15 protein-coding genes are annotated in these 18,037 nt (G+C 67.0%); 5 read left to right on the forward strand and 10 right to left on the reverse strand.

The features are described from left to right. The 3 genes from pcnB to hda all read right to left on the reverse strand — a co-directional run. Positions 1-1,315: polynucleotide adenylyltransferase PcnB (gene pcnB, locus HV786_RS01790; protein ID WP_175209869.1), on the reverse strand; the 1,315-nt coding region annotated here is incomplete at its 3' end. Continuing rightward, on the reverse strand, positions 1,316-2,014 hold the full coding sequence (locus HV786_RS01795) for an HAD family hydrolase (protein ID WP_128830006.1): 699 nt from the start codon (positions 2,012-2,014) through the stop codon (positions 1,316-1,318). It abuts the gene before it with no gap. Continuing rightward, a complete protein-coding gene (gene hda, locus HV786_RS01800; RefSeq protein WP_056320988.1) occupies positions 2,011-2,712 on the reverse strand; it encodes a DnaA regulatory inactivator Hda in 702 nt (233 codons plus the stop codon). Before hda ends, HV786_RS01795 begins: the two co-directional genes overlap by 4 nt. A 281-nt stretch (positions 2,713-2,993) precedes the next feature. Between hda and purM the strand changes: the two genes are divergently transcribed. Further along, positions 2,994-4,043, forward strand: coding sequence for a phosphoribosylformylglycinamidine cyclo-ligase (gene purM, locus HV786_RS01805; protein ID WP_056320991.1), 1,050 nt, complete (start codon positions 2,994-2,996; stop codon positions 4,041-4,043). Between the two features lie 170 nt (positions 4,044-4,213). Here the strand turns inward: purM and miaA are convergent, their stop codons facing one another. Beyond that, positions 4,214-5,173, reverse strand: a complete 960-nt coding sequence (gene miaA, locus HV786_RS01810) for a tRNA (adenosine(37)-N6)-dimethylallyltransferase MiaA (RefSeq protein ID WP_175209872.1) — start codon at positions 5,171-5,173, stop codon at positions 4,214-4,216. A gap of 1 nt (position 5,174) precedes the next feature. Beyond that, positions 5,175-7,178: a DNA mismatch repair endonuclease MutL gene (gene mutL, locus HV786_RS01815; protein ID WP_175209874.1), complete on the reverse strand. Its 2,004-nt coding sequence runs from the start codon at positions 7,176-7,178 to the stop codon at positions 5,175-5,177. A 99-nt stretch (positions 7,179-7,277) separates the two neighbouring features. Between mutL and HV786_RS01820 the strand changes: the two genes are divergently transcribed. Next, a complete protein-coding gene (locus HV786_RS01820; protein ID WP_128830008.1) occupies positions 7,278-7,916 on the forward strand; it encodes a VTT domain-containing protein in 639 nt (212 codons plus the stop codon). Between the two features lie 97 nt (positions 7,917-8,013). On the opposite strand, the gene HV786_RS01825 is transcribed toward HV786_RS01820, so the two are convergent. Then, positions 8,014-9,396 carry an N-acetylmuramoyl-L-alanine amidase gene (locus HV786_RS01825; protein WP_175209876.1) on the reverse strand — a complete coding sequence of 461 codons (1,383 nt, stop codon included), beginning with the start codon at positions 9,394-9,396 and terminating at the stop codon, positions 8,014-8,016. After that, a complete protein-coding gene (tsaE, locus tag HV786_RS01830) occupies positions 9,324-9,863 on the reverse strand; it encodes a tRNA (adenosine(37)-N6)-threonylcarbamoyltransferase complex ATPase subunit type 1 TsaE (RefSeq protein ID WP_128830009.1) in 540 nt (179 codons plus the stop codon). The genes HV786_RS01825 and tsaE overlap by 73 nt, the downstream gene beginning before the upstream one ends. A 161-nt stretch (positions 9,864-10,024) precedes the next feature. Between tsaE and fumC the strand changes: the two genes are divergently transcribed. Beyond that, entirely contained in the window at positions 10,025-11,422 is a 1,398-nt protein-coding gene (gene fumC, locus HV786_RS01835; RefSeq protein ID WP_128830010.1) for a class II fumarate hydratase, read from the forward strand. A gap of 66 nt (positions 11,423-11,488) precedes the next feature. On the opposite strand, the gene HV786_RS01840 is transcribed toward fumC, so the two are convergent. Further along, entirely contained in the window at positions 11,489-12,466 is a 978-nt protein-coding gene (locus tag HV786_RS01840) for an AEC family transporter (RefSeq protein ID WP_418910170.1), read from the reverse strand. Positions 12,467-12,627: 161 nt separating this feature from the next. Here HV786_RS01840 and HV786_RS01845 point away from each other — a divergent pair, with 161 nt between their 5' ends. Next, a complete protein-coding gene (locus HV786_RS01845) occupies positions 12,628-13,620 on the forward strand; it encodes a tripartite tricarboxylate transporter substrate binding protein BugE (RefSeq protein ID WP_056321009.1) in 993 nt (330 codons plus the stop codon). Between the two features lie 155 nt (positions 13,621-13,775). Here the strand turns inward: HV786_RS01845 and HV786_RS01850 are convergent, their stop codons facing one another. After that, on the reverse strand, positions 13,776-14,741 hold the full coding sequence (locus HV786_RS01850; RefSeq protein WP_175209879.1) for a LysR family transcriptional regulator: 966 nt from the start codon (positions 14,739-14,741) through the stop codon (positions 13,776-13,778). A 127-nt stretch (positions 14,742-14,868) separates the two neighbouring features. Between HV786_RS01850 and ggt the strand changes: the two genes are divergently transcribed. Continuing rightward, the gene (gene ggt, locus HV786_RS01855) at positions 14,869-16,629 is read left to right on the forward strand and encodes a gamma-glutamyltransferase (protein WP_128830013.1); all 1,761 of its coding nucleotides are present in this window, start codon (positions 14,869-14,871) and stop codon (positions 16,627-16,629) included. Positions 16,630-16,638: 9 nt separating this feature from the next. Here the strand turns inward: ggt and HV786_RS01860 are convergent, their stop codons facing one another. Continuing rightward, the gene (locus HV786_RS01860; protein ID WP_128830014.1) at positions 16,639-18,030 is read right to left on the reverse strand and encodes an APC family permease; all 1,392 of its coding nucleotides are present in this window, start codon (positions 18,028-18,030) and stop codon (positions 16,639-16,641) included. Positions 18,031-18,037: the final 7 nt, after the last annotated feature.

The raw sequence follows: 18,037 nt of genomic DNA on the forward strand, positions 1-18,037 counted from the left end.
GGCGCCGGCGCGCGGGCGCGGCGGCGTCGCTGGCTTCGCGCGGCTGGCGCGACACTTCTTCGATCATGTCGGCACGGGTGGCGTCGTCGGCATTGGCCAGATCCATCCACCACTGCGCCAGCACGCTGTCGAACTCGCCGGCGGCGGCGCGCAGCTGCAGGAAGTCGCAGGCGGCGCGGAAACGCGGCTGCTCGATCATGCGGTAGATGGTCTTGCCCATGCGCCGTTCAAAACGCGGTTGCATGAACCAGATCTCGCGCATGTCGGACGAGAAGCGGCGCTGAATCGCGAGCTTCTCGGTCTGTTCGTCCAGCACGGAGTCCGCGGCTGACGACAGGGCCGGAATGGTGTGCTCGCCCTGCGCGCGCAACTGCTTCCAGCGCACTTCGACCTGCTGCCACAGCAGCGCGGCAAACAGGAAGCTGGGGCTGATGGTCTTGCCGGCGCGCACGCGCGCATCGGTGCGTTCCAGCGCCAGTTCCACGAAGTGTTCGCCGCCGGGTTGTTCAAGCACCACGTCCAGCAGCGGCAGCAGGCCGTTGTGCAGACCATCGGCGCGCAGCTGGCGCAGGCAGTCCATCGCATGGCCGCAAGTCAGCAGCTTGAGCATCTCGTCGAACAGGCGCGAGGCCGGCACGTTCTCGATGAGGTCGGCCATGGTGCTGATGGGTTCGCGCGTGGCCGGATCGATCGTGCCGTTCAGCTTGGCGGCAAAGCGCACCGCGCGCAGCATGCGGACCGGATCTTCGCGGTAGCGCTTGACGGGATCGCCGATGATGCGGATCTGGCGCTTCTTCAGGTCGGCCACGCCATTGTGGTAGTCGATGACTTCCTCGTTGTGCGGGTCGTAGTACAGCGCATTCATGGTGAAGTCGCGGCGCTTGGCGTCTTCTTCCTGCGATCCGAACACGTTGTCGCGCAGGATGCGGCCGTGTTCGTCGGTTTCCTGGTCTTCCGAGGCGGGCGCGCGGAAGGTGGAGGTCTCGATGATCTCCTGGCCGAACACCACGTGCACCAGCTGAAAGCGCCGGCCGATGATGCGTGCGCGGCGGAACAGCGGACGGATCTGTTCGGGCGTGGCGTTGGTGGCCACGTCGAAGTCCTTGGGCTCGAGCCCGACGATCAGGTCGCGCACCGCGCCGCCGACGATATAGGCTTCGTAGCCATGCTGGCGCAGTACCTCGCACACCTTGATGGCGTGGCGCGACACGTTGCGGCGGTCGATGCCGTGTTTGTCGCGCCCGATGCGCAACGGCCCCCTGGGTGTCGGCGCGAATAGCCGGCCGACGAATTTTTTTATGGTTTCAGTGATCATTTAGGACTTCGAATCTTCCATGTGGTCGAACAGGTCGATCACTTGCCAGCCGCGTTCCTGCGCAATGGCGCGCAGGGCGGGGCTGGGGTTGGCGGCAATCGGACGGGTCACTTTTTCGAGGAGCGGCACATCATTGACCGAATCGCTATAGAAAAACGATTCGGAGAAATCCGCAAGCCCCAAGCCCATGCTGCCCAGCCAGTCGTTCACGCGCACCACCTTGCCTTCCTTGAAGCTTGGCGTGCCCAGGATGCGGCCCGTGTAGCGGCCGCGCAGGTACTCGGCATCGGTTGCGACCAGATGGGGCACACCGAACGCGCGGGCGATCGGGGCGGTGACGAAACTGTTGGTGGCCGTGACGATGGCGCAGAGGTCCCCGGCTTCCAGGTGGCCGTCCACCAGGTCGCGCGCGGCGGGGGTGATGGACGGGCGGATGACTTCGCCCATGAAGGTTTCGTGCCACACGGCCAGGTCGTGGGGCGCATGCGCGGCCAGCAGGCCGAGCATGAATTCGGCGGCCTGTTCGGCCGTCAGTTCGCCGCGGTTGTAGCGCTCCATCAGATCGTCATTCAGGCGGCGGGCCTCGACGGGATCGCCCGCCCGGCCCGTGCGCGCCAGATAGTCGGCCCATTGATAGTCGCTGTCGAGCGGCAGCAAGGTGTGATCCAGGTCGAACAGGGCGAGACGTCGGGTGGTCATGTGCGTTGTGAATCAGGGTCTGCGAGCATGGCGCGCAGCAGGGGGAGGGTGATGGGGCGGCCGGTGGCCAGGGAATAACGATCCAGCGCGTCGAGCAACGCCGCAAGCTTGCGGATGTCGCGCTCGTGGTGCGTGAGCATCCAGTTGATGATTTCGGGCGCCAGGTGCAGCCCGCGTTCGGCGGCCTGCGCCGACAGCGCGGCCAGCTTGTCGGCGTCGGACAGCGGATCCAGCCGGAACACCAGGTCCCAGCCCAGGCGCGTGCGCAGGTCTTCGCGCAGCGGCATCGACAGCGGTGCGCGGTCGCCGGCCAGCGCCAGCGCAAAGGCGCGCTGCGTGGCGGCCGATTCGCGCCAGCGGTTGTACAGCGCAAACAGGGCGGCCTGGCGGCTGTCGTCCATGCGGTGCACGTCGTCGACGGCCACGAAGTGGGGCATCGGCGATTTGGAATCGGCCTCGGCCAGGCGGCGCAGCATGTTTTCGCCGTTGGCCGGGTCGATGTAGACGGCATCCGGGCGCGCGGTCAGGGCGCGCAGCAGATGGGTGCGGCCGCAGCCGGCGGCGCCCCAGATGTACAGGGCACGGCCGGGCTTGAGCGCACGCACGGCTGCCACCGCTTCTCCGTTGGGGCCGGCGATGTAGTTGTTCAGCGATGGCGCTGGCGCGGGGAGAACGTCGAGCAGCAGCTGGCGGTTCATGAGAGTTAGCAATCAGGCGTTTTCGGGGGCGCCGGAAAGTCCGGGCCGGGTCGCCGCAAAAAGCCAAGAAAAATCGGTGATACAAGGGCCATGTAGAAACTGGCAAAATCAATACCGGCCAACCCTACACTTTAAACCACCTGAGGCGATGGTGTCGCGTCCGAACGCTTGGCCTGGCGGGGGTTTGCGCCCTTCAGCGCCTGTCCGCGGCCGGGTCATCGTAAAATGCAGGGCGTTCCACCAAAATCCCAGCAATTGTTACATACCCCACGGCATTTCTCATGACGAACCAACCTAAAGCCCCCCTGACCTACCGCGACGCCGGTGTCGACATCGACGCAGGCGACGCCCTGGTCGACCGAATCAAACCCCTTGCCGCGCGCACGATGCGCCCCGGGGTGCTGGCCGGTATCGGCGGCTTTGGCGGCCTGTTCGAAGTGCCCAAGACCTACAAGGAGCCCGTGCTGGTGTCCGGCACGGACGGCGTGGGCACCAAGCTGCGCCTGGCGTTCGACTGGAACCGCCACGACACGGTGGGCATCGACCTGGTCGCCATGAGCGTCAACGACATCCTGGTGCAGGGCGCCGAGCCGCTCTTCTTCCTGGATTACTTCGGTTGCGGCAAGTTGTCGGTGGACACGGCGGCGGCGGTGGTGGGCGGCATTGCCAAGGGCTGCGAATTGTCGGGTTGCGCGCTGATCGGCGGCGAGACCGCCGAGATGCCGGGCATGTACCCGGACGGCGAATACGACCTGGCCGGTTTCGCGGTGGGCGCGGTGGAAAAGTCCAAGATCATCGACGGCAAGTCCATCAAGGCGGGCGACGTGGTGCTGGGCCTGGCTTCCAGCGGCGCGCACTCGAACGGCTACTCGCTGCTGCGCAAGATCCTGGAACGCGCGGGCGCCAAGCCCGATGACGATTTCCACGGCCAGAAAATGGTCGACGTGGTCATGGCCCCGACCCGCATCTACGTGAAGCAGGTGCTGGCCGCCCTGGCCAAGCACGGCACCGACATCAAGGGCCTGGCCCACATCACCGGCGGCGGCCTGCTGGACAACGTGCCGCGCATCCTGCAGGACGGCCTGGCTGCCAAGCTGCACCGCGACGCCTGGGAAATGCCCAAGCTGTTCCAGTGGCTGCAAGAGCAAGGCGGCGTCGAGGACACCGAGATGTACCGCGTCTTCAACTGCGGCATCGGCATGGTGCTGGTGGTGGATCCGGCCCAGGCCGACGCCATTGCCGCCACGCTGCGCGAGCAGGGCGAGACCGTCAGCAAGCTGGGCGAGATCGTGCCCCAGGAAGCCGGCATGGCGCAGACCTTCGTGGTGTGACGCCGCGGCGATCGCGCTGCAATGAAGATGACCGCCGTGATGGCGGTCATTTTTTTTGGCGCCGCGTGAGGGCGCCTGGGCGGTATTCAAAGGTGTCTGACACCCCAACGAGATCGACTTCATCCTGCGATGCCGTCTCAGGGGGTGTCAGACACCTTGAATACCGCTCATCAGTCCGCCAGCGCCAGCGCCACGGCGTCAATGGTCTGCGCGACCGCGTCGGCGGCCAGGCAGTCGACGATGACGCGATCGGGCTGCGCGCGCAGCCAGGTGATCTGGCGCTTGGCCAACTGCCGCGTCGCAGCGATGCCCTGTTCGCGGGCGGTGTCCAGGTCGATCTGGCCGTCCAGGTGCGCCCACATCTGGCGGTAGCCCACGCAGCGCACGGAGGGCAGGCCCGGGTGCAGGTCGGCGCGGGCGTGCAGGCCGCGCACCTCGTCCAGCAGTCCCTGGCGCAGCATGGCGTCAAAGCGCTGCTCGATGCGGGCGTGCAGCGCGGCGCGGTCCGAGGGCTCCAGGCTGATCGTCACGTAGCGGTTGCCGTCGTCGTCGGGCTTGCGCTGCGCGCGTTGCAGCAGGGCCGACATGGGTTGGCCGGAAAGTTGGCAGATTTCGAGCGCGCGCTGGATGCGCTGGCTGTCGTTGGGCGCCAGGCGCGCGGCCGTGACGGGGTCCAGCTTCGCCAGCTCGGCGTGCAGCGCAGGCCAGCCCAGCAGGGCGGCGCGCGCTTCCAGTTCGGCGCGCAGCGCGGGATCGGCCTGCGGCAGGTCGTCCAGGCCGTCGCGCAGCGCCTTGTAGTACATCATCGTGCCGCCCGCCAGCAGCGGGATGCGGCCGCGCGCGCGAATGCCGGCGATCAGGCGCAGCGCGTCGGCGCGGAATTCCGCGGCCGAATACGACTGCGCCGGGTCCAGGATGTCGAGCAGGTGCTGCGGAACGCGGGCCTGTTCTTCAAGAGAAGGCTTGGCGGTGCCGATATCCATGCCGCGGTAGATCGTGGCCGAGTCCACGTTGACGATCTCGAGCGGCCAGCGTTCGGCCAGGGCCAGCGTCGAGGCGCTCTTGCCGGCCGCGGTAGGGCCCGCCAGGCAGATGACCGGGGGCAAAACGGGGGAGTGGGATGCCGGCAAGCTATTGTCCGCGCAGGAAAAGCTTGTCCAGGTCGGACATGGACCATTGCACCCAGGTGGGACGGCCGTGATTGCACTGGTCGGCCCGTTCCGTGGATTCCATCTGGCGCAGCAGGCCGTTCATCTCTTCGAGGGTGAGCTTGCGGTTGGCGCGCACGGAGCCGTGGCAGGCCATGGTCGAGAGCAGTTCGTTGCGCTGTTCGGTCAAGAGGCGCGAGACGCCCACCGCGCCCAGATCGCGCAACACGGCGCGGGCCAGGGTTTCGATGTCCCCACGGGCCAGGATGGCCGGCACCGATCGGACCGCGATCGAGGTGGGGCCGGAAGGGCGCATCTCAAAGCCCAGGTCGTTCAACTGTTCCTCGAATTCCTCGACCAGCGCCACGTCCTTTTCCTGGGCATGGAACACCACGGGCACCAGCAGGTCCTGGCGCGGCAGGCTGCGCGCGTCCAGGGCCTGCTTGAGCTGTTCGTAGACCACACGCTCGTGGGCGGCGTGCATGTCGACCAGCACCATGCCGCGGCGGTTCTGCGCCAGGATGTACACGCCGTGCAACTGCGCCACCGCCATGCCCAGCGGGTGTTCTTCGTCGGCGGGCAGCCCGGCGGGCGCGGGCGCCGGTTCACGCAGGGGCGCGGCCCGGGCGGCGGTGTCGTCGGTCAGGGGGCGGTAGAGCGATTGCCAGTCGGCCGCGGGAATGCCGGCCGGTTCGGCGTGCAGGCGGAAGGGCACCTGGGTATGCGGGCGCTGCGGGGCGGGCGACGGTCGCAGGCCATAGGCGGCGCCGTTGCCAGAGCCGTTGCCCGAGCCGGGATGCGCACCTGCATGCGCGCCGCCCGCTGTGCTGCCTGCGGTGCCGCCATTCATGCCCCCATAGCCCGGGCGCGGCGATTCGGCCGGGGCCGGCATCGCTGGGCGGTAGGCGGGGGCGTCGGGGGCAGCGTCGCCCGCCGGTCGCGCGACGGTTTCGAATCCGTCGTCATCGGCCTGTGCCGCGGGCGCCACGGCCGACGAGCCGCCGGTCTGCGCCAGCGTCTGGCTGACCGCGTGCGAGACGAAGCGGTGCACGGCGCCGCTGTCGCGGAAGCGCACCTCGTGCTTGGCCGGGTGAACGTTCACGTCCACGGCGGCCGGATCGATGTCCAGGAACAGCACATAAGCAGGCTGGCGGTCGCCGTGCAGCACGTCGGCGTAGGCCGCGCGCAGCGCGTGGCTGACGGTGCGGTCCCGCACGTAGCGGCCGTTCACGTAGAGGTACTGACGGTCGGCGCGGGCGCGGGCGGCGGTCGGCCGGGTAATCATGCCGGCCAGGCTGACCGTGCCGACCGAATGCGACAGCAGCAGGCCGTGCTCGGCGAATTCGGCGCCCAGCACGTCGCGGATGCGCTGCGGCGGTTCGGCGGGCAGCCACTGGCGCTGCGCGCGGTCGTGGTGGAACAGGCGGAAGGCAATCTGCGGATGCGCCAGCGCGATGCGCTCCATGGCGTCGACGCAATGGCCGAATTCGGTGGCTTCGGAGCGCAGGAACTTGCGGCGCGCGGGCACCGCGTCGAACAGCTGGCGCACGTCTACGGTGGTGCCGGGCGGGCCGGAGGCGGGGCTGACCTGCATGCTGCCCGCGTCGATCTGCCAGGCATGGTCGCCGTCGCGGGTGCGCGAAATGATGGACACCTGGGCCACCGACGCAATCGAGGCCAGGGCCTCGCCGCGAAACCCCATGGATGCCACGGATTCCAGCTCGTTCAGCGAGCGGATCTTGCTGGTGGCGTGGCGGGCCAGCGCCAGCGGCAGTTCCTCGGGCGGGATGCCGCCGCCGTCATCCGTCACCGCAATACGCCGGATGCCGCCGCCTTCGAGACGGACCTCGATGGCGCGCCCGCCCGCGTCGATGGCGTTTTCAAGGATTTCCTTGAGCACGGACGCGGGGCGCTCGATGACCTCGCCAGCGGCTATCTGGCTGATCAGCAGGTCGGGAAGCGCAAGGATGGAACGACGTTCGGTCATGAGGCCCAGATCTTATGTAGCAGTGCGGACGATTTTAGCGTCATGCCCCGGTGGGCTATAGTCGCTGACAAATTCACATCGGATATCAGGGCCGCTTCAATGCTCGAGTTTTTCAATATGGTGCTCCACATCGACCAGACGCTGGGTCTCTGGGTCGAGCAATACGGCGTGTGGGTGTACCTGGTGCTGTTTCTCATCGTCTTTGCCGAGACGGGACTGGTCGTGCTGCCTTTCCTGCCGGGCGACTCGCTCTTGTTCATCGCCGGCGCCTTTGGCGCCACGGGCCATATCGACCCCATCCTGATGTCGGTGCTGCTCATCGTGGCGGCCGTGACCGGCAACTCGCTGAACTACGCGATCGGCCGCTACATCGGACCGAGGGTGTTCTCGATGAACCTGCGCTTCCTGGACCGCGGCGCGCTGATGCGCACGCATGCCTTTTACGAAAAGCACGGCGGCAAGACGATCGTCATGTCGCGCTTCATCCCGGTGGTGCGCACCTTTGCGCCCTTCGTGGCGGGCGTGGCCGAGATGTCGATGGCGCGCTTCCAGATGTTCAACATCATGGGCGCGCTGCTGTGGGTGATCAGCCTGGTCGCGGCGGGCTACTTCTTCGGCAATATCCCGATCATCCGCGATCACCTGAACACCATCGTCCTGGTGGGCCTGGCGGCGGCCGTCGTGCCGGTCGTGGGGGCCGGCCTGGTCAAACTGGTGCGCGCGCGCCGGGCGCACTAGGGCGGCGCGCCGCGCCCAAACAAAAAGGCTATGCGCCAAAGGGTGCATAGCCTTTTTTCATGGGCCCGGCCAAAGGGCCCGGGATCGCGCGTAAAACCTAGCTCACGTCACCCAGGCGAGCCAGCGGCGGGTTGGCCGTGAAGTAGCGCTGGATGCCGGTCATCATGGCCTGCGCCAGCTTGTCCTGATGTCCTGCGCTGCGCAAAAGGGCTTCTTCCTGGGGATTGCTGATGAAGGCGGTCTCGACCAGCACCGACGGAATGTCCGGCGCCTTCAGCACGGCAAAGCCGGCCTGTTCAACGCTGTTCTTGTGCAGGCGGTTGATCTTCTTGATCTCGTCCAGGAAGGCGTTGCCGACCTTGAGCGAGTCGTTGATCTGAGCCGTGGTGGACAGGTCCAGCAGCACTTTCGCGACCTGGCGGTCGTGGCTGCCCAGGTTGACGCCGCCGATCAGGTCGGCCGCGTTTTCCTTGTCGGCCATCCACCGGGCCTGCGCGCTGGTGGCGCCGCGCTGGGACAGCGCGAAGACCGACGAGCCGTTGGCGGAGGGCTTGACCCAGGCGTCCGCGTGGATGGAGATGAACAGGTCCGCATGCACACGGCGCGCCTTCTGCACGCGCACGTGCAGCGGCACGAAGTAATCGTCGTCCCGCGTCAGGTAGGCGCGCATGTACGGCTGGCTGTCGATCAGCGACTTCAGGCGCCGCGCAATGCGCAGCACCACGTCTTTTTCGCGCAGGCCGGATTTGCCGATGGCGCCCGGGTCTTCGCCGCCGTGGCCGGGGTCCAGCGCGATGGTCAGCATGCGCGGCTTGCCGCGGCTGGCGGTGGCAGGGGGCTTGGGCGGGGTCGGCAGGGCGGGCGCCGGCTGCTGGCCGCGCACGCGGGGCGGCTCGGGCGGATCCGCACGGGTCACCGGGTTGCGCTGGATGTCTTCCAGGATGCGCGCCAGCGGATCGTCCACATCGGGACCGCTGGACTTGTTCAGGATCGCGATCAGCGGATCCTGGGCAATCTTGGGGTACAGGTCCAGCACCAGACGGTACTGGTAGTCGGCAACGGGTTTGAGCGTGAACACCTGCGGTGCCACGGGCTGCTTCAGATCGAACACCAGTCGCACGACGTTCGGGCGGTTCTGCGCCACGCGCAGGCTCTGGATGTAGGGATCGCCGGGCCGGACCTTGGAGACAAGGTCGTTCAAGGCCGCGCTGAGGGTCAGTCCCTCGATGTCGACCACCAGGCGGTGGGGGTTTTCCAGCGTGAACTGTTCAGCCTTGAGTTCGCTGTCCAGTTCCAGCGTGACGCGGGTGTATTCGTCGGCAGGCCAAGTCCGTACGGCCAGGATCGTGGCGGCCTGCGCCAGCCGCGGCACGACCGGCAGGACGAGCAGCGTGGCGGCGACGCTGATCAGGCGTCGGCGGGTGGCGCCTGCCGAGGGGAGGGCGCCGTCAGGGGCGGGGGGACAATCGCGTTCAACCATGTTTGTCCTCGGGCGGTGTACGCGGTCAGGGTGGCGTCACGTCCGTCGCCTGCATAGGCAAGGCAGATCAGCAGGTCCGGCGGGGGCAAAAGGCCTTCTGCCCGCTCCGGCCATTCGATCAAAACGACCGCATCGTCACGCAGTAAATCCCGAAATCCTGCGTCCAACCATTCGCGCGAATCACTAAATCTATAAAAATCAAGGTGATAGAAGTATAAGTTAGAAAGTTTATAGGATTCAAGCAGGGCGTAGCTTGGACTCTTGATTCGGCCTGTGATGCCGCTTTCGCGCAACAATGCCCTGGAGAAGGCCGTTTTTCCTGCTCCGAGGTCACCTTGGAGATGAATACACGCGCCTGGCAGGCCGGTTTTGGCGCCCGTGACCATCGGCGCCAGCTGGCGCGCCAGCGTCTCGGTGGCGGCTTCGTCGGGCAGGTGCAGAGTCAGGGTGGCAAGGGGGGCGGACATGGCGCTGGGCGAGTGGTAAAAAACGAGGATCGGAGCACAGTTTGGAGCAATTATAGGAATGCGGGTTTCTGCTAACCTATAACTGATTTTTATTCTCAATATGTCGTGACCGACGGCCTCCCGCCGCCCGCGACTGACGCCGCCACGGAGTTGTACGCGCCATGAAGACCCGCATCGAAAAAGACACCTTTGGCCCCATCGAGGTGCCGCAAGACCATCTGTGGGGAGCCCAGACGCAGCGCTCGCTGCATTTCTTCGCGATCTCCACCGAAAAGATGCCGGAGCCGCTGGTCAATGCGATGGCGCGGCTAAAGCGTTCGGCGGCCAAGGTTAATGCCGACCTGGGTGAGCTGGATGCGCAGATCGCGGACGCGATCATGCGCGCCGCCGACGAAGTCATCGCTGGCAAGTGGCCCAATGAATTTCCGCTGTCCGTCTGGCAGACCGGCTCGGGCACGCAGAGCAACATGAACATGAACGAGGTGCTGGCCAACCGCGCCTCGGAGCTCCTGGGCGGCGAGCGCGGCGAAGCGCGCAAGGTGCATCCGAACGATCACGTCAACCGCGGGCAGTCGTCCAACGACACGTTCCCGACCGCCATGCACGTGGCGGCGGCCGTCGAGGTCGAGCATCGCCTGCTGCCGTCACTGAAGGCGCTGCGCGCCACGCTGGCGGAAAAGAGCGCCGCGTTCTACGACATCGTCAAGATCGGCCGCACCCACCTGCAGGACGCCACGCCGCTGACGCTGGGCCAGGAACTCTCGGGCTACGTGGCCCAGCTCGATCTGGCCGAACAGCAGATCCGCGCCACGCTGCCGGGCCTGCACCAGCTGGCCATCGGCGGCACTGCGGTGGGCACGGGCTTGAACGCGCATCCGCAATTCAGCGCGAAGGTGTCGGCCGATCTGGCCCATGCCACGGGCACGGCGTTCGTCTCGGCGCCCAACAAATTCCAGGCGCTGGCCTCGCACGAAGCGCTGCTGTTTGCCCACGGCGCACTGAAGTCTCTGGCGGCCGGCCTCATGAAGATCGCCAACGACGTGCGCTGGCTGTCGAGCGGTCCGCGGTCGGGCCTGGGCGAGATCAGCATCCCCGAGAACGAACCGGGCAGCTCGATCATGCCGGGCAAGGTCAACCCGACGCAGTGCGAAGCCATCACGATGCTGGCCGCGCAGGTCCTGGGTAACGACGTGGCGATCAACATCGGCGGCGCCAGCGGCAACTTCGAGCTGAACGTCTACAAGCCGCTGGTGATCCACAACTTCCTGCAATCGGTGCGCCTCTTGACGGACGGCATGGCCAGCTTCGACAAGCATTGCGCCGCGGGCATCGAGCCCAACCACGAGCGCATTGCCGAACTCGTGGACCGTTCGCTGATGCTGGTGACCGCGCTGAATCCGCACATTGGCTACGACAAGGCCGCGCAGATCGCCAAGAAGGCGCACAAGGAAGGCCTGTCGCTGAAGGAATCGGCGCTGGCGCTGGGTTATGTGACCGAAGCGCAGTTTGCCGAATGGGTCGTGCCGGGCTCGATGACGAACGCGCACAAGGCTTCTTGAACCGGCTTGCGCCACCCGCGTGAGATGGCCGCCCTTGCCGGGGCGGCCATTTTTTTGGGGGGAAGATCAGCCGCCGGCCAGCAGCAGCCACATCGGGATCGTGACGGCCGAGAACAAGGTGCCCAGCGAGATCAGCACGGCCACCATGCGGCCATCGCCGCCCATGCGCATCGCCAGCACGTAGGCCGCCGATGCCGTGGGCAGCGCCGCGAAGAGCAGCAGCATGCGTGCTTCCAGCGGCGGCAGGCCGAGCAGATGCGCCACCAGCAGCGCGACCGCGGGCAGCGCGACGAGCTTGACCGCCAGCATCCAGGCGATCAGCGATCCGTAGCCCTTGCCGCCTTCCCATGCCAGGCTGGCCCCCACGCAGAGGATGCCCAGCGCGATCGCCGCCGCGCCCAGCCGCGCAAGCACGGTGTCGACGGCGCCGGGCAGTTGCAGTCCCGCGAGATTGCAGGCCAGGCCCAGCAGCGTGGAGACCACGAGCGGATTGCGCGCCAGTTCGCGCAGCAGGTTGCCGCCGTTGTGCCGCGCCAGGCCGTACACGGCCGCGATGTTGGCCATGGGCACCGCAAAGCCGACGATCAGCGCCATGACGGTCTGGCCCTGGGTGCCCGCCAGACTGGCCGACAAGGCCAGGCCGATGTAGGTGTTGAAGCGGTAGCCGCATTGCGCCGATGAGGCCAGCCCGAGGGACGAGGGCCGCAGGACCAGGCCCGCCAGCCACGCCATCGCCACGCCCGCGGCTACGACCGCGGCAGAAGCCTGCAGCAGCAGCGCCGCGTTGCCCGCCGTGATGGGCGTGCGCACGATCGCCTGGAACAGCAAGGCGGGGAACAGCACGAAGTAGACGAGGCGTTCCGTTCCGGCGAAGAATTCGCGTGAAAAACCCAGTTTGTGACGTAGCGCCCAACCCAGCGCGACCAGCATGAAATCGGGGAAAACCAGGAGGGCAACAGACATGGGAGAAGAGGTTTTTGCCTGGCGCCGGGCAGTGGTCGGCGCGCTATGCGGGTGTAAGCGTTTGCTGCTATTCTCCGACATTCTGGCGGGCGCTTGTGCCACAAGCAACTCATAAATGCAGCGCCGACACGCTGCGCACAAGCAATGCGCCCGCACCGTTATCTGCTGGTCCGTCTACAGGCGGACACAACACACAACGGGCCGTCTACAAACGGGCTCGCACTCTTGGAGGAAACACATCTATGAATAAGGTCCGCTCTCTGGCCGTGGCCATCGCTCTTGCTACCGGCGCAGCCGGCACGTTGGGCGCTTCGGTCGCGCACGCCGCAGACAAGTACCCCAGCAAGGCCATCCGCGTGATCGTTCCGTTCGCGCCTGGCGGTTCCACCGACATCATTGCGCGTCTCGTGACGCAGCGCATGAGCCAGGAACTCGGCCAGCCCATGGTCGTTGAGAACAAGGGCGGCGCGGGCGGCGCCATCGGTGCGGCCGAAGCCGCGCGCGCGCCGGCCGACGGCTACACGCTGTCCATCGCCACCGTCTCCACGATGGCCGTGAACCCCGCTTGCCGTCCGAAGGACCTGCCGTACGATCCGATCAAGGACTTCCAGCCGGTCACCAACTTCGCCAACACCGCCAACGTCGTGGCCGTGAACCCCAAGTTCCCCGCCAAGGACTTCAAGGGCTTCATCGAAGAGCTGAAGAAGAATCCGGGCAAGTACTCGTACGGCAGCTCGGGCACTTGCGGCGTGCTGCACCTGATGGGCGAATCCTTCAAGATGGCCACCGGCACCGACATCGTGCACGTGCCCTACAAGGGTTCGGGCCCGGCGCTGGCCGATGCCGTTGGCGGCCAGATCGAAATCCTGTTCGACAACCTGCCGTCGTCGATGCCGCAGATCCAGGCCGGCAAGCTGAACGCCATGGCCATCGCCTGGCCCGAGCAGATCGCCGCGGTCAAGGGCGTTCCGACCTTCAAGGAAGCCGGCTACCCGGTGCTGAACCAGCCCGTCTGGTATGGCCTCTTGGCGCCCAAGGGCACGCCGATGGAAGTCGTGAACAAGCTGCGTGATGCCGCCGTCGTGGCCTTGAAGGACCCGAAGGTCATCAAGGCGCTGGACGAGCAAGGCTCGGCGCCGTCGGGCAACACGCCGGAAGAGTTCGCCAAGGAAATCCAGGAACAGTTCGACTGGGCCCAGGACGTGGTGAAGAAGCAGAACATCAAGCTGGACTGATGCTTCGCGGGGCAGGCAGGTCTGCCCCGATCGACATTGCAGCGGGCGCCTTCGGGCGCCCGTTGTGCTTTGCGGCCGGACTGCGGGCGTTTAAGCGCCGGGGCGTGGACCCGGAGTCGGACCCGGCGTTCAGAATCCAGGTTCAGACCCGGAAATCAGACCCGCGCGTCCAGTCCTTCCAGCAGTGCGGCGCAGGCGGCGCGCAGGCGCTCGATCAGGTCGCGGTGTAGCGCGGAAAGCGGATCCTGGTTGCGCGTCATGATGCTGATGGGCACCCGCAGCGCGGGTTCCAGGCGGCGCAGGGTCATGCCGGGGCGCAACATGGCTTGCGCGGTGATGGCGTCGACGATCGCGTCGCCGCAACCCGCGTCCACCAGCGCGCACGCCACGTAATGCGTCTGCACCTGGATGGCGACTTGCGGCGCCAGGCCCTGGGCGTCCAGCGCCAATTGCAGCAATGCGCCGGAGGCGTCGCTGGCGTCCAGCACGATCAGCGTGTCGGCTGCCGTGGGGGAACCCGACGCACCGGCGCCCGACGCAGCGGCGCGCGACGCTTCTACGCCTCTCGCTTCCGACAGCTCCGACAATCGCAGTGGACCCTGCGCGGCTCGGCGGCTCAGGTGCACGAGCTCGGTGTGCCCCAGCCCCATGCGCGTGAGGCCGGGATAATCGTTGGTGTCGAACGTGATGGCCAGATCCAGTTCGCGCGTCAGCAGCCCCTGCACCAGCTCGGCGCTGTGATGCGTGTGGATATCGAACGTGATGCCGGGCTGCGCGTCGCGGCTGTCGCGCACGACGCCGGGCAGCAGGCCAAGTCCCAGCGCGGGCGCGCAGCCCAGGCGCAGATGGCCGTTGGGCCGGTCTCGCAGGTTGGACGCCAGCCGGCGCACACTGCTCAGGTCCTGGCTCAGCCGCGCGATCTCGGGCGTCAGGATCTCTGCCTCACGCGTGGCGACCAGCCGGCCCTTCACCCGGTCAAACAGCTTGAAGCCAAGCTGGCTTTCGGCATGCGCCAGCAGCTTGCTGGCGGCGGGCTGGGAAATGTGCAGCGCGGCGGCGGCTTCGGTCAGGGATCCGGTGCGGCGGATCGCTTCGAATATCTCGATGTGGCGCAGGCGCATGGCGCAAACGGGGGCTCAGGTGATCCGTAAACCGCGATTCTAAGCCGGAAGGCGCGCATGGGCAGCGGCGCAGACCTTTGACTATCATGGACGCCTGCCGGACGTCCGGCGATCACCGGAGCTTTCCATGCGCCTACGCCGCCACGCCGCCCTGCTGCTCGCCGCCGCCATCGCCGGCCTGCCGTTCGCATCCGCCAGCTGGGCGCGCACGCCCGCGGCGGAAGACCTGAATCCCGAAGCCGCCAGCGGCGTCCAGAAGCGCGAGCTCGTGCGCGCGCCGCATTTCATGATGGTGTCCGCCAACCCCCTTGCCAGCCGTGCGGGCGAAGCTATGCTGCGGCGCGGGGGCAGCGTGGTCGACGCGGCCATCGCCACGCAACTGGTGCTCAACCTGGTCGAGCCGCAATCGTCGGGCATCGGCGGCGGCGCCTTCATGGTGGTGTATTCGGCGGCGGACGGCCAGATCCGCACGTACGACAGCCGCGAGACCGCGCCCGCGGCGGCGCGGCCCGACCGCTTCCTGGATGCGGATGGCAAACCGCTGCCCTTTGCACAGGCCGTCAACAACGGCATGTCGGTCGCCGTGCCCGGCCTCTTGCGCGGGCTGGAACTGGCGCACAAGGCGCAGGGCAAGCTGCCCTGGGCCGATCTGTTCCAGGCGGCCATCGAATTGGCGGAATCGGGTTTTGCGGTGTCGCCGCGCCTGCACGCGCTGCTGGCCGGCAACAAGGCGCTGCCGCAACAGGCCGCCGCCGCCGCGTACTTCTATGCGCCGGACGGCACGCCGTGGCCCGTGGGCCACGTGCTGAAGAATCCGGCGTTCGCGCGCACCCTGCGCGCCGTCGCCTCGCAGGGCGCCGACGCCTTCTACCAGGGCGACATCGCGCGCGACATCGTGGCAGCGGTGCAGGGCCACGAGAAGCCCGGCGACCTGGCCCTGGCGGACCTGGCGAACTATCGCGCCAAGACGCGCGATCCGGTGTGCGGCGCTTACCGCGGTTATCAGCTCTGCGGCATGGGGCCGCCCAGCAGCGGGCCCATCGCCGTGTTGCAGATGCTGGGCGAGCTGGAGCAGTTCCCGCTCAGCCGGTATGCGCCCGGCACGGTGCAGGCCGTGCACTATTTCTCGGAAGCGGGCCGGCTGGCCTTTGCCGACCGCGATTTCTACGTGGCGGACCCCGACTTCGTGCGCGTGCCGGTGCGCGCCTTGCTGGACCCGGCGTATTTGCGCGCGCGCGGCGCTTTGATTCAGCCGGATCGCAGCATGAAGGTGGCGCTGCCCGGCGATCCCGAAGGCAAGCTGCTGTCGCTGGGCAAGGACAACGCGCTGGAGCTGCCGTCCACCAGCCACCTGGTGGCGGTCGACGCGCAGGGCAACGCCCTGACCATGACGACCACGATCGAAAGCGAATTCGGCAGCAAGATCTTCGTGCGGGGCTTTCTGCTCAACAACGAGATGACCGATTTTTCGTCGTCGTTCAAGGACCCCGAAGGCCGGCTCGTGGCCAATCGCATCGAACCGGGCAAGCGGCCGCGCAGCTCGATGGCGCCGATGATGGTGCTCAAGGAGGGCAAGCCCTACCTGCTGGTGGGCTCGCCGGGCGGCAGCGCCATCATCAACTACGTCGCCAAGACGCTGGTGGGCGTGCTGGACTGGAATCTGGACATCCAGTCGGCGATCGACCTGCCCAACATGGGCAGCCGCAACAAGGAAACCGAACTGGAGAAGGGCACGGCGCTGGAAGCGCTGGCGCCGGCGCTGGAGCGCATGGGACACCCGGTGCGCATCACCGAGTTTCCCAGCGGCATCCACGGCATCGTCATTGACGCCAAGGGACTGGAAGGCGGCGCGGATCCGCGCCGCGAAGGGCTTGCGGTGGGCGGCTGAAGCGCGCCATCACTCCAGCGACGCCGGGTCCAGTTCCATCCTGGACTCGCGGCGCCGCGCCAGCCAGGTCACGAACCACATCACCACGCCCAGCAGCAGCAGCCAGCCGGCCACCTGGTACTGGATCACGTCACGGCCGGTCAGCGGGGTGACCAGGAACAGGCAGGCCGCGGCGCCCACCCACGGGACGAGGCGGTTGATGGAGAAGTGGCGATGCGCCACCTTGTCGCGCCGCAGGACCAGCACCGCGACGTTCACGAAGGCGAACACGCCCAGCAGCAGCAACGCGGTGGTGCCGCCCAGCGCGCGGATCGCCTGCGAGTCGGTCAGCGAGACCAGGATGATGAGGCCGAAGGCCAGCGCCGTCGTGAACAGGATGGCCGTCCACGGCGTCTGGTTCTTGCGGTGCACGTGCGCCAGAAACGACGGCAGCACCCCCTGGCGCGACATGCCGTACAGCAGACGGCTGGCCATCATCATGTTGATGAGCGCCGAGTTCGCCACGGCGAACATCGAGATGATCGGCATGATGTACTCCACCGGCAGATCCGGCGCGGCGCGCTTGACCACCAGCACCAGCGGCGTGCTGCTCTTGGCCAGTTCGCCCACCGGCACCAGCGCAACTGCGCAGATGGACACCAGCACATAGATGAGCGCCGTGATGCCCAGGCCGGTCAGCATGACCTTCGGGAAGATGCGGCTGGGATCGTGCGTTTCCTCGGCCATGTTGACCGAGTCCTCGAAGCCGACCATGGCGAAGAACGCGAGCGCGGTGGCCGAGGTCACCGCCAGGAACACGCTCTTGTCCTCGGGCGTATCGAACGCGACGACGCGCGAGAAATCCGCCTGGCCGTTGGAGATGGCGTAAAAGCCCAGCAGGATGACCATCAGCAGGCCCGACAGCTCGATCAGCGTGAGCACGACGTTGGCGCGCACGCTTTCAGTCGCGCCACGAAAATTGACCAGCATGACCAGCGTCATGAAGCCCAGCGCGCCAATCGTGATCCAGTGCTTTTCGGCCTCGATGCCCATCGCGGCGAACAGGTTGGCGGCGAAGGCCTGCGAGGCGGTGGCGGCCGACGTCAGGCCGGAACACATGACGGTAAAGCAGACGATGAACGTCAGGAAGTGCACGCCGAACGCCTTGTGGACGTAGAGCGCGGCGCCGGCGGCGCGCGGGTACTTGGTGACCAGTTCAAGGTAGGAAAGCGCGGTCAGCAGGGCCACTCCGAAGGCCACCAGGAATGGCAGCCAGGCCGCGCCGCCGACTTCGGCGGCCACCTGCCCGGTCAGCGCATACACGCCGGTGCCCAGGATGTCGCCAACAATGAATAGCAGCAGCAGTTTCGGGCCCATCACCCGTTTCAGCTGGCCGAGGTCTTGTGAGTCGTTCGTGGCCATAGTCTTT

Source organism: Achromobacter mucicolens, assembly GCF_902859725.1.
GTDB classification, from domain to species: domain Bacteria; phylum Pseudomonadota; class Gammaproteobacteria; order Burkholderiales; family Burkholderiaceae_B; genus Achromobacter; species Achromobacter mucicolens.

Bases quoted from the DNA above. Each gene is read 5' to 3' on its own strand.
- HV786_RS01795 (WP_128830006.1), bottom strand. From the start codon at position 2,014: ATGACCACCCGACGTCTCGCCCTGTTCGACCTGGATCACACCTTGCTG.
- hda (WP_056320988.1), bottom strand. From the start codon at position 2,712: ATGAACCGCCAGCTGCTGCTCGACGTTCTCCCCGCGCCAGCGCCATCG.
- purM (WP_056320991.1), top strand. From the start codon at position 2,994: ATGACGAACCAACCTAAAGCCCCCCTGACCTACCGCGACGCCGGTGTC.
- mutL (WP_175209874.1), bottom strand. From the start codon at position 7,178: ATGACCGAACGTCGTTCCATCCTTGCGCTTCCCGACCTGCTGATCAGC.
- HV786_RS01820 (WP_128830008.1), top strand. From the start codon at position 7,278: ATGCTCGAGTTTTTCAATATGGTGCTCCACATCGACCAGACGCTGGGT.
- HV786_RS01825 (WP_175209876.1), bottom strand. From the start codon at position 9,396: ATGGTTGAACGCGATTGTCCCCCCGCCCCTGACGGCGCCCTCCCCTCG.
- tsaE (WP_128830009.1), bottom strand. From the start codon at position 9,863: ATGTCCGCCCCCCTTGCCACCCTGACTCTGCACCTGCCCGACGAAGCC.
- fumC (WP_128830010.1), top strand. From the start codon at position 10,025: ATGAAGACCCGCATCGAAAAAGACACCTTTGGCCCCATCGAGGTGCCG.
- HV786_RS01840 (WP_418910170.1), bottom strand. From the start codon at position 12,466: ATGTCGGAGAATAGCAGCAAACGCTTACACCCGCATAGCGCGCCGACC.
- HV786_RS01845 (WP_056321009.1), top strand. From the start codon at position 12,628: ATGAATAAGGTCCGCTCTCTGGCCGTGGCCATCGCTCTTGCTACCGGC.
- HV786_RS01850 (WP_175209879.1), bottom strand. From the start codon at position 14,741: ATGCGCCTGCGCCACATCGAGATATTCGAAGCGATCCGCCGCACCGGA.
- ggt (WP_128830013.1), top strand. From the start codon at position 14,869: ATGCGCCTACGCCGCCACGCCGCCCTGCTGCTCGCCGCCGCCATCGCC.
- HV786_RS01860 (WP_128830014.1), bottom strand. From the start codon at position 18,030: ATGGCCACGAACGACTCACAAGACCTCGGCCAGCTGAAACGGGTGATG.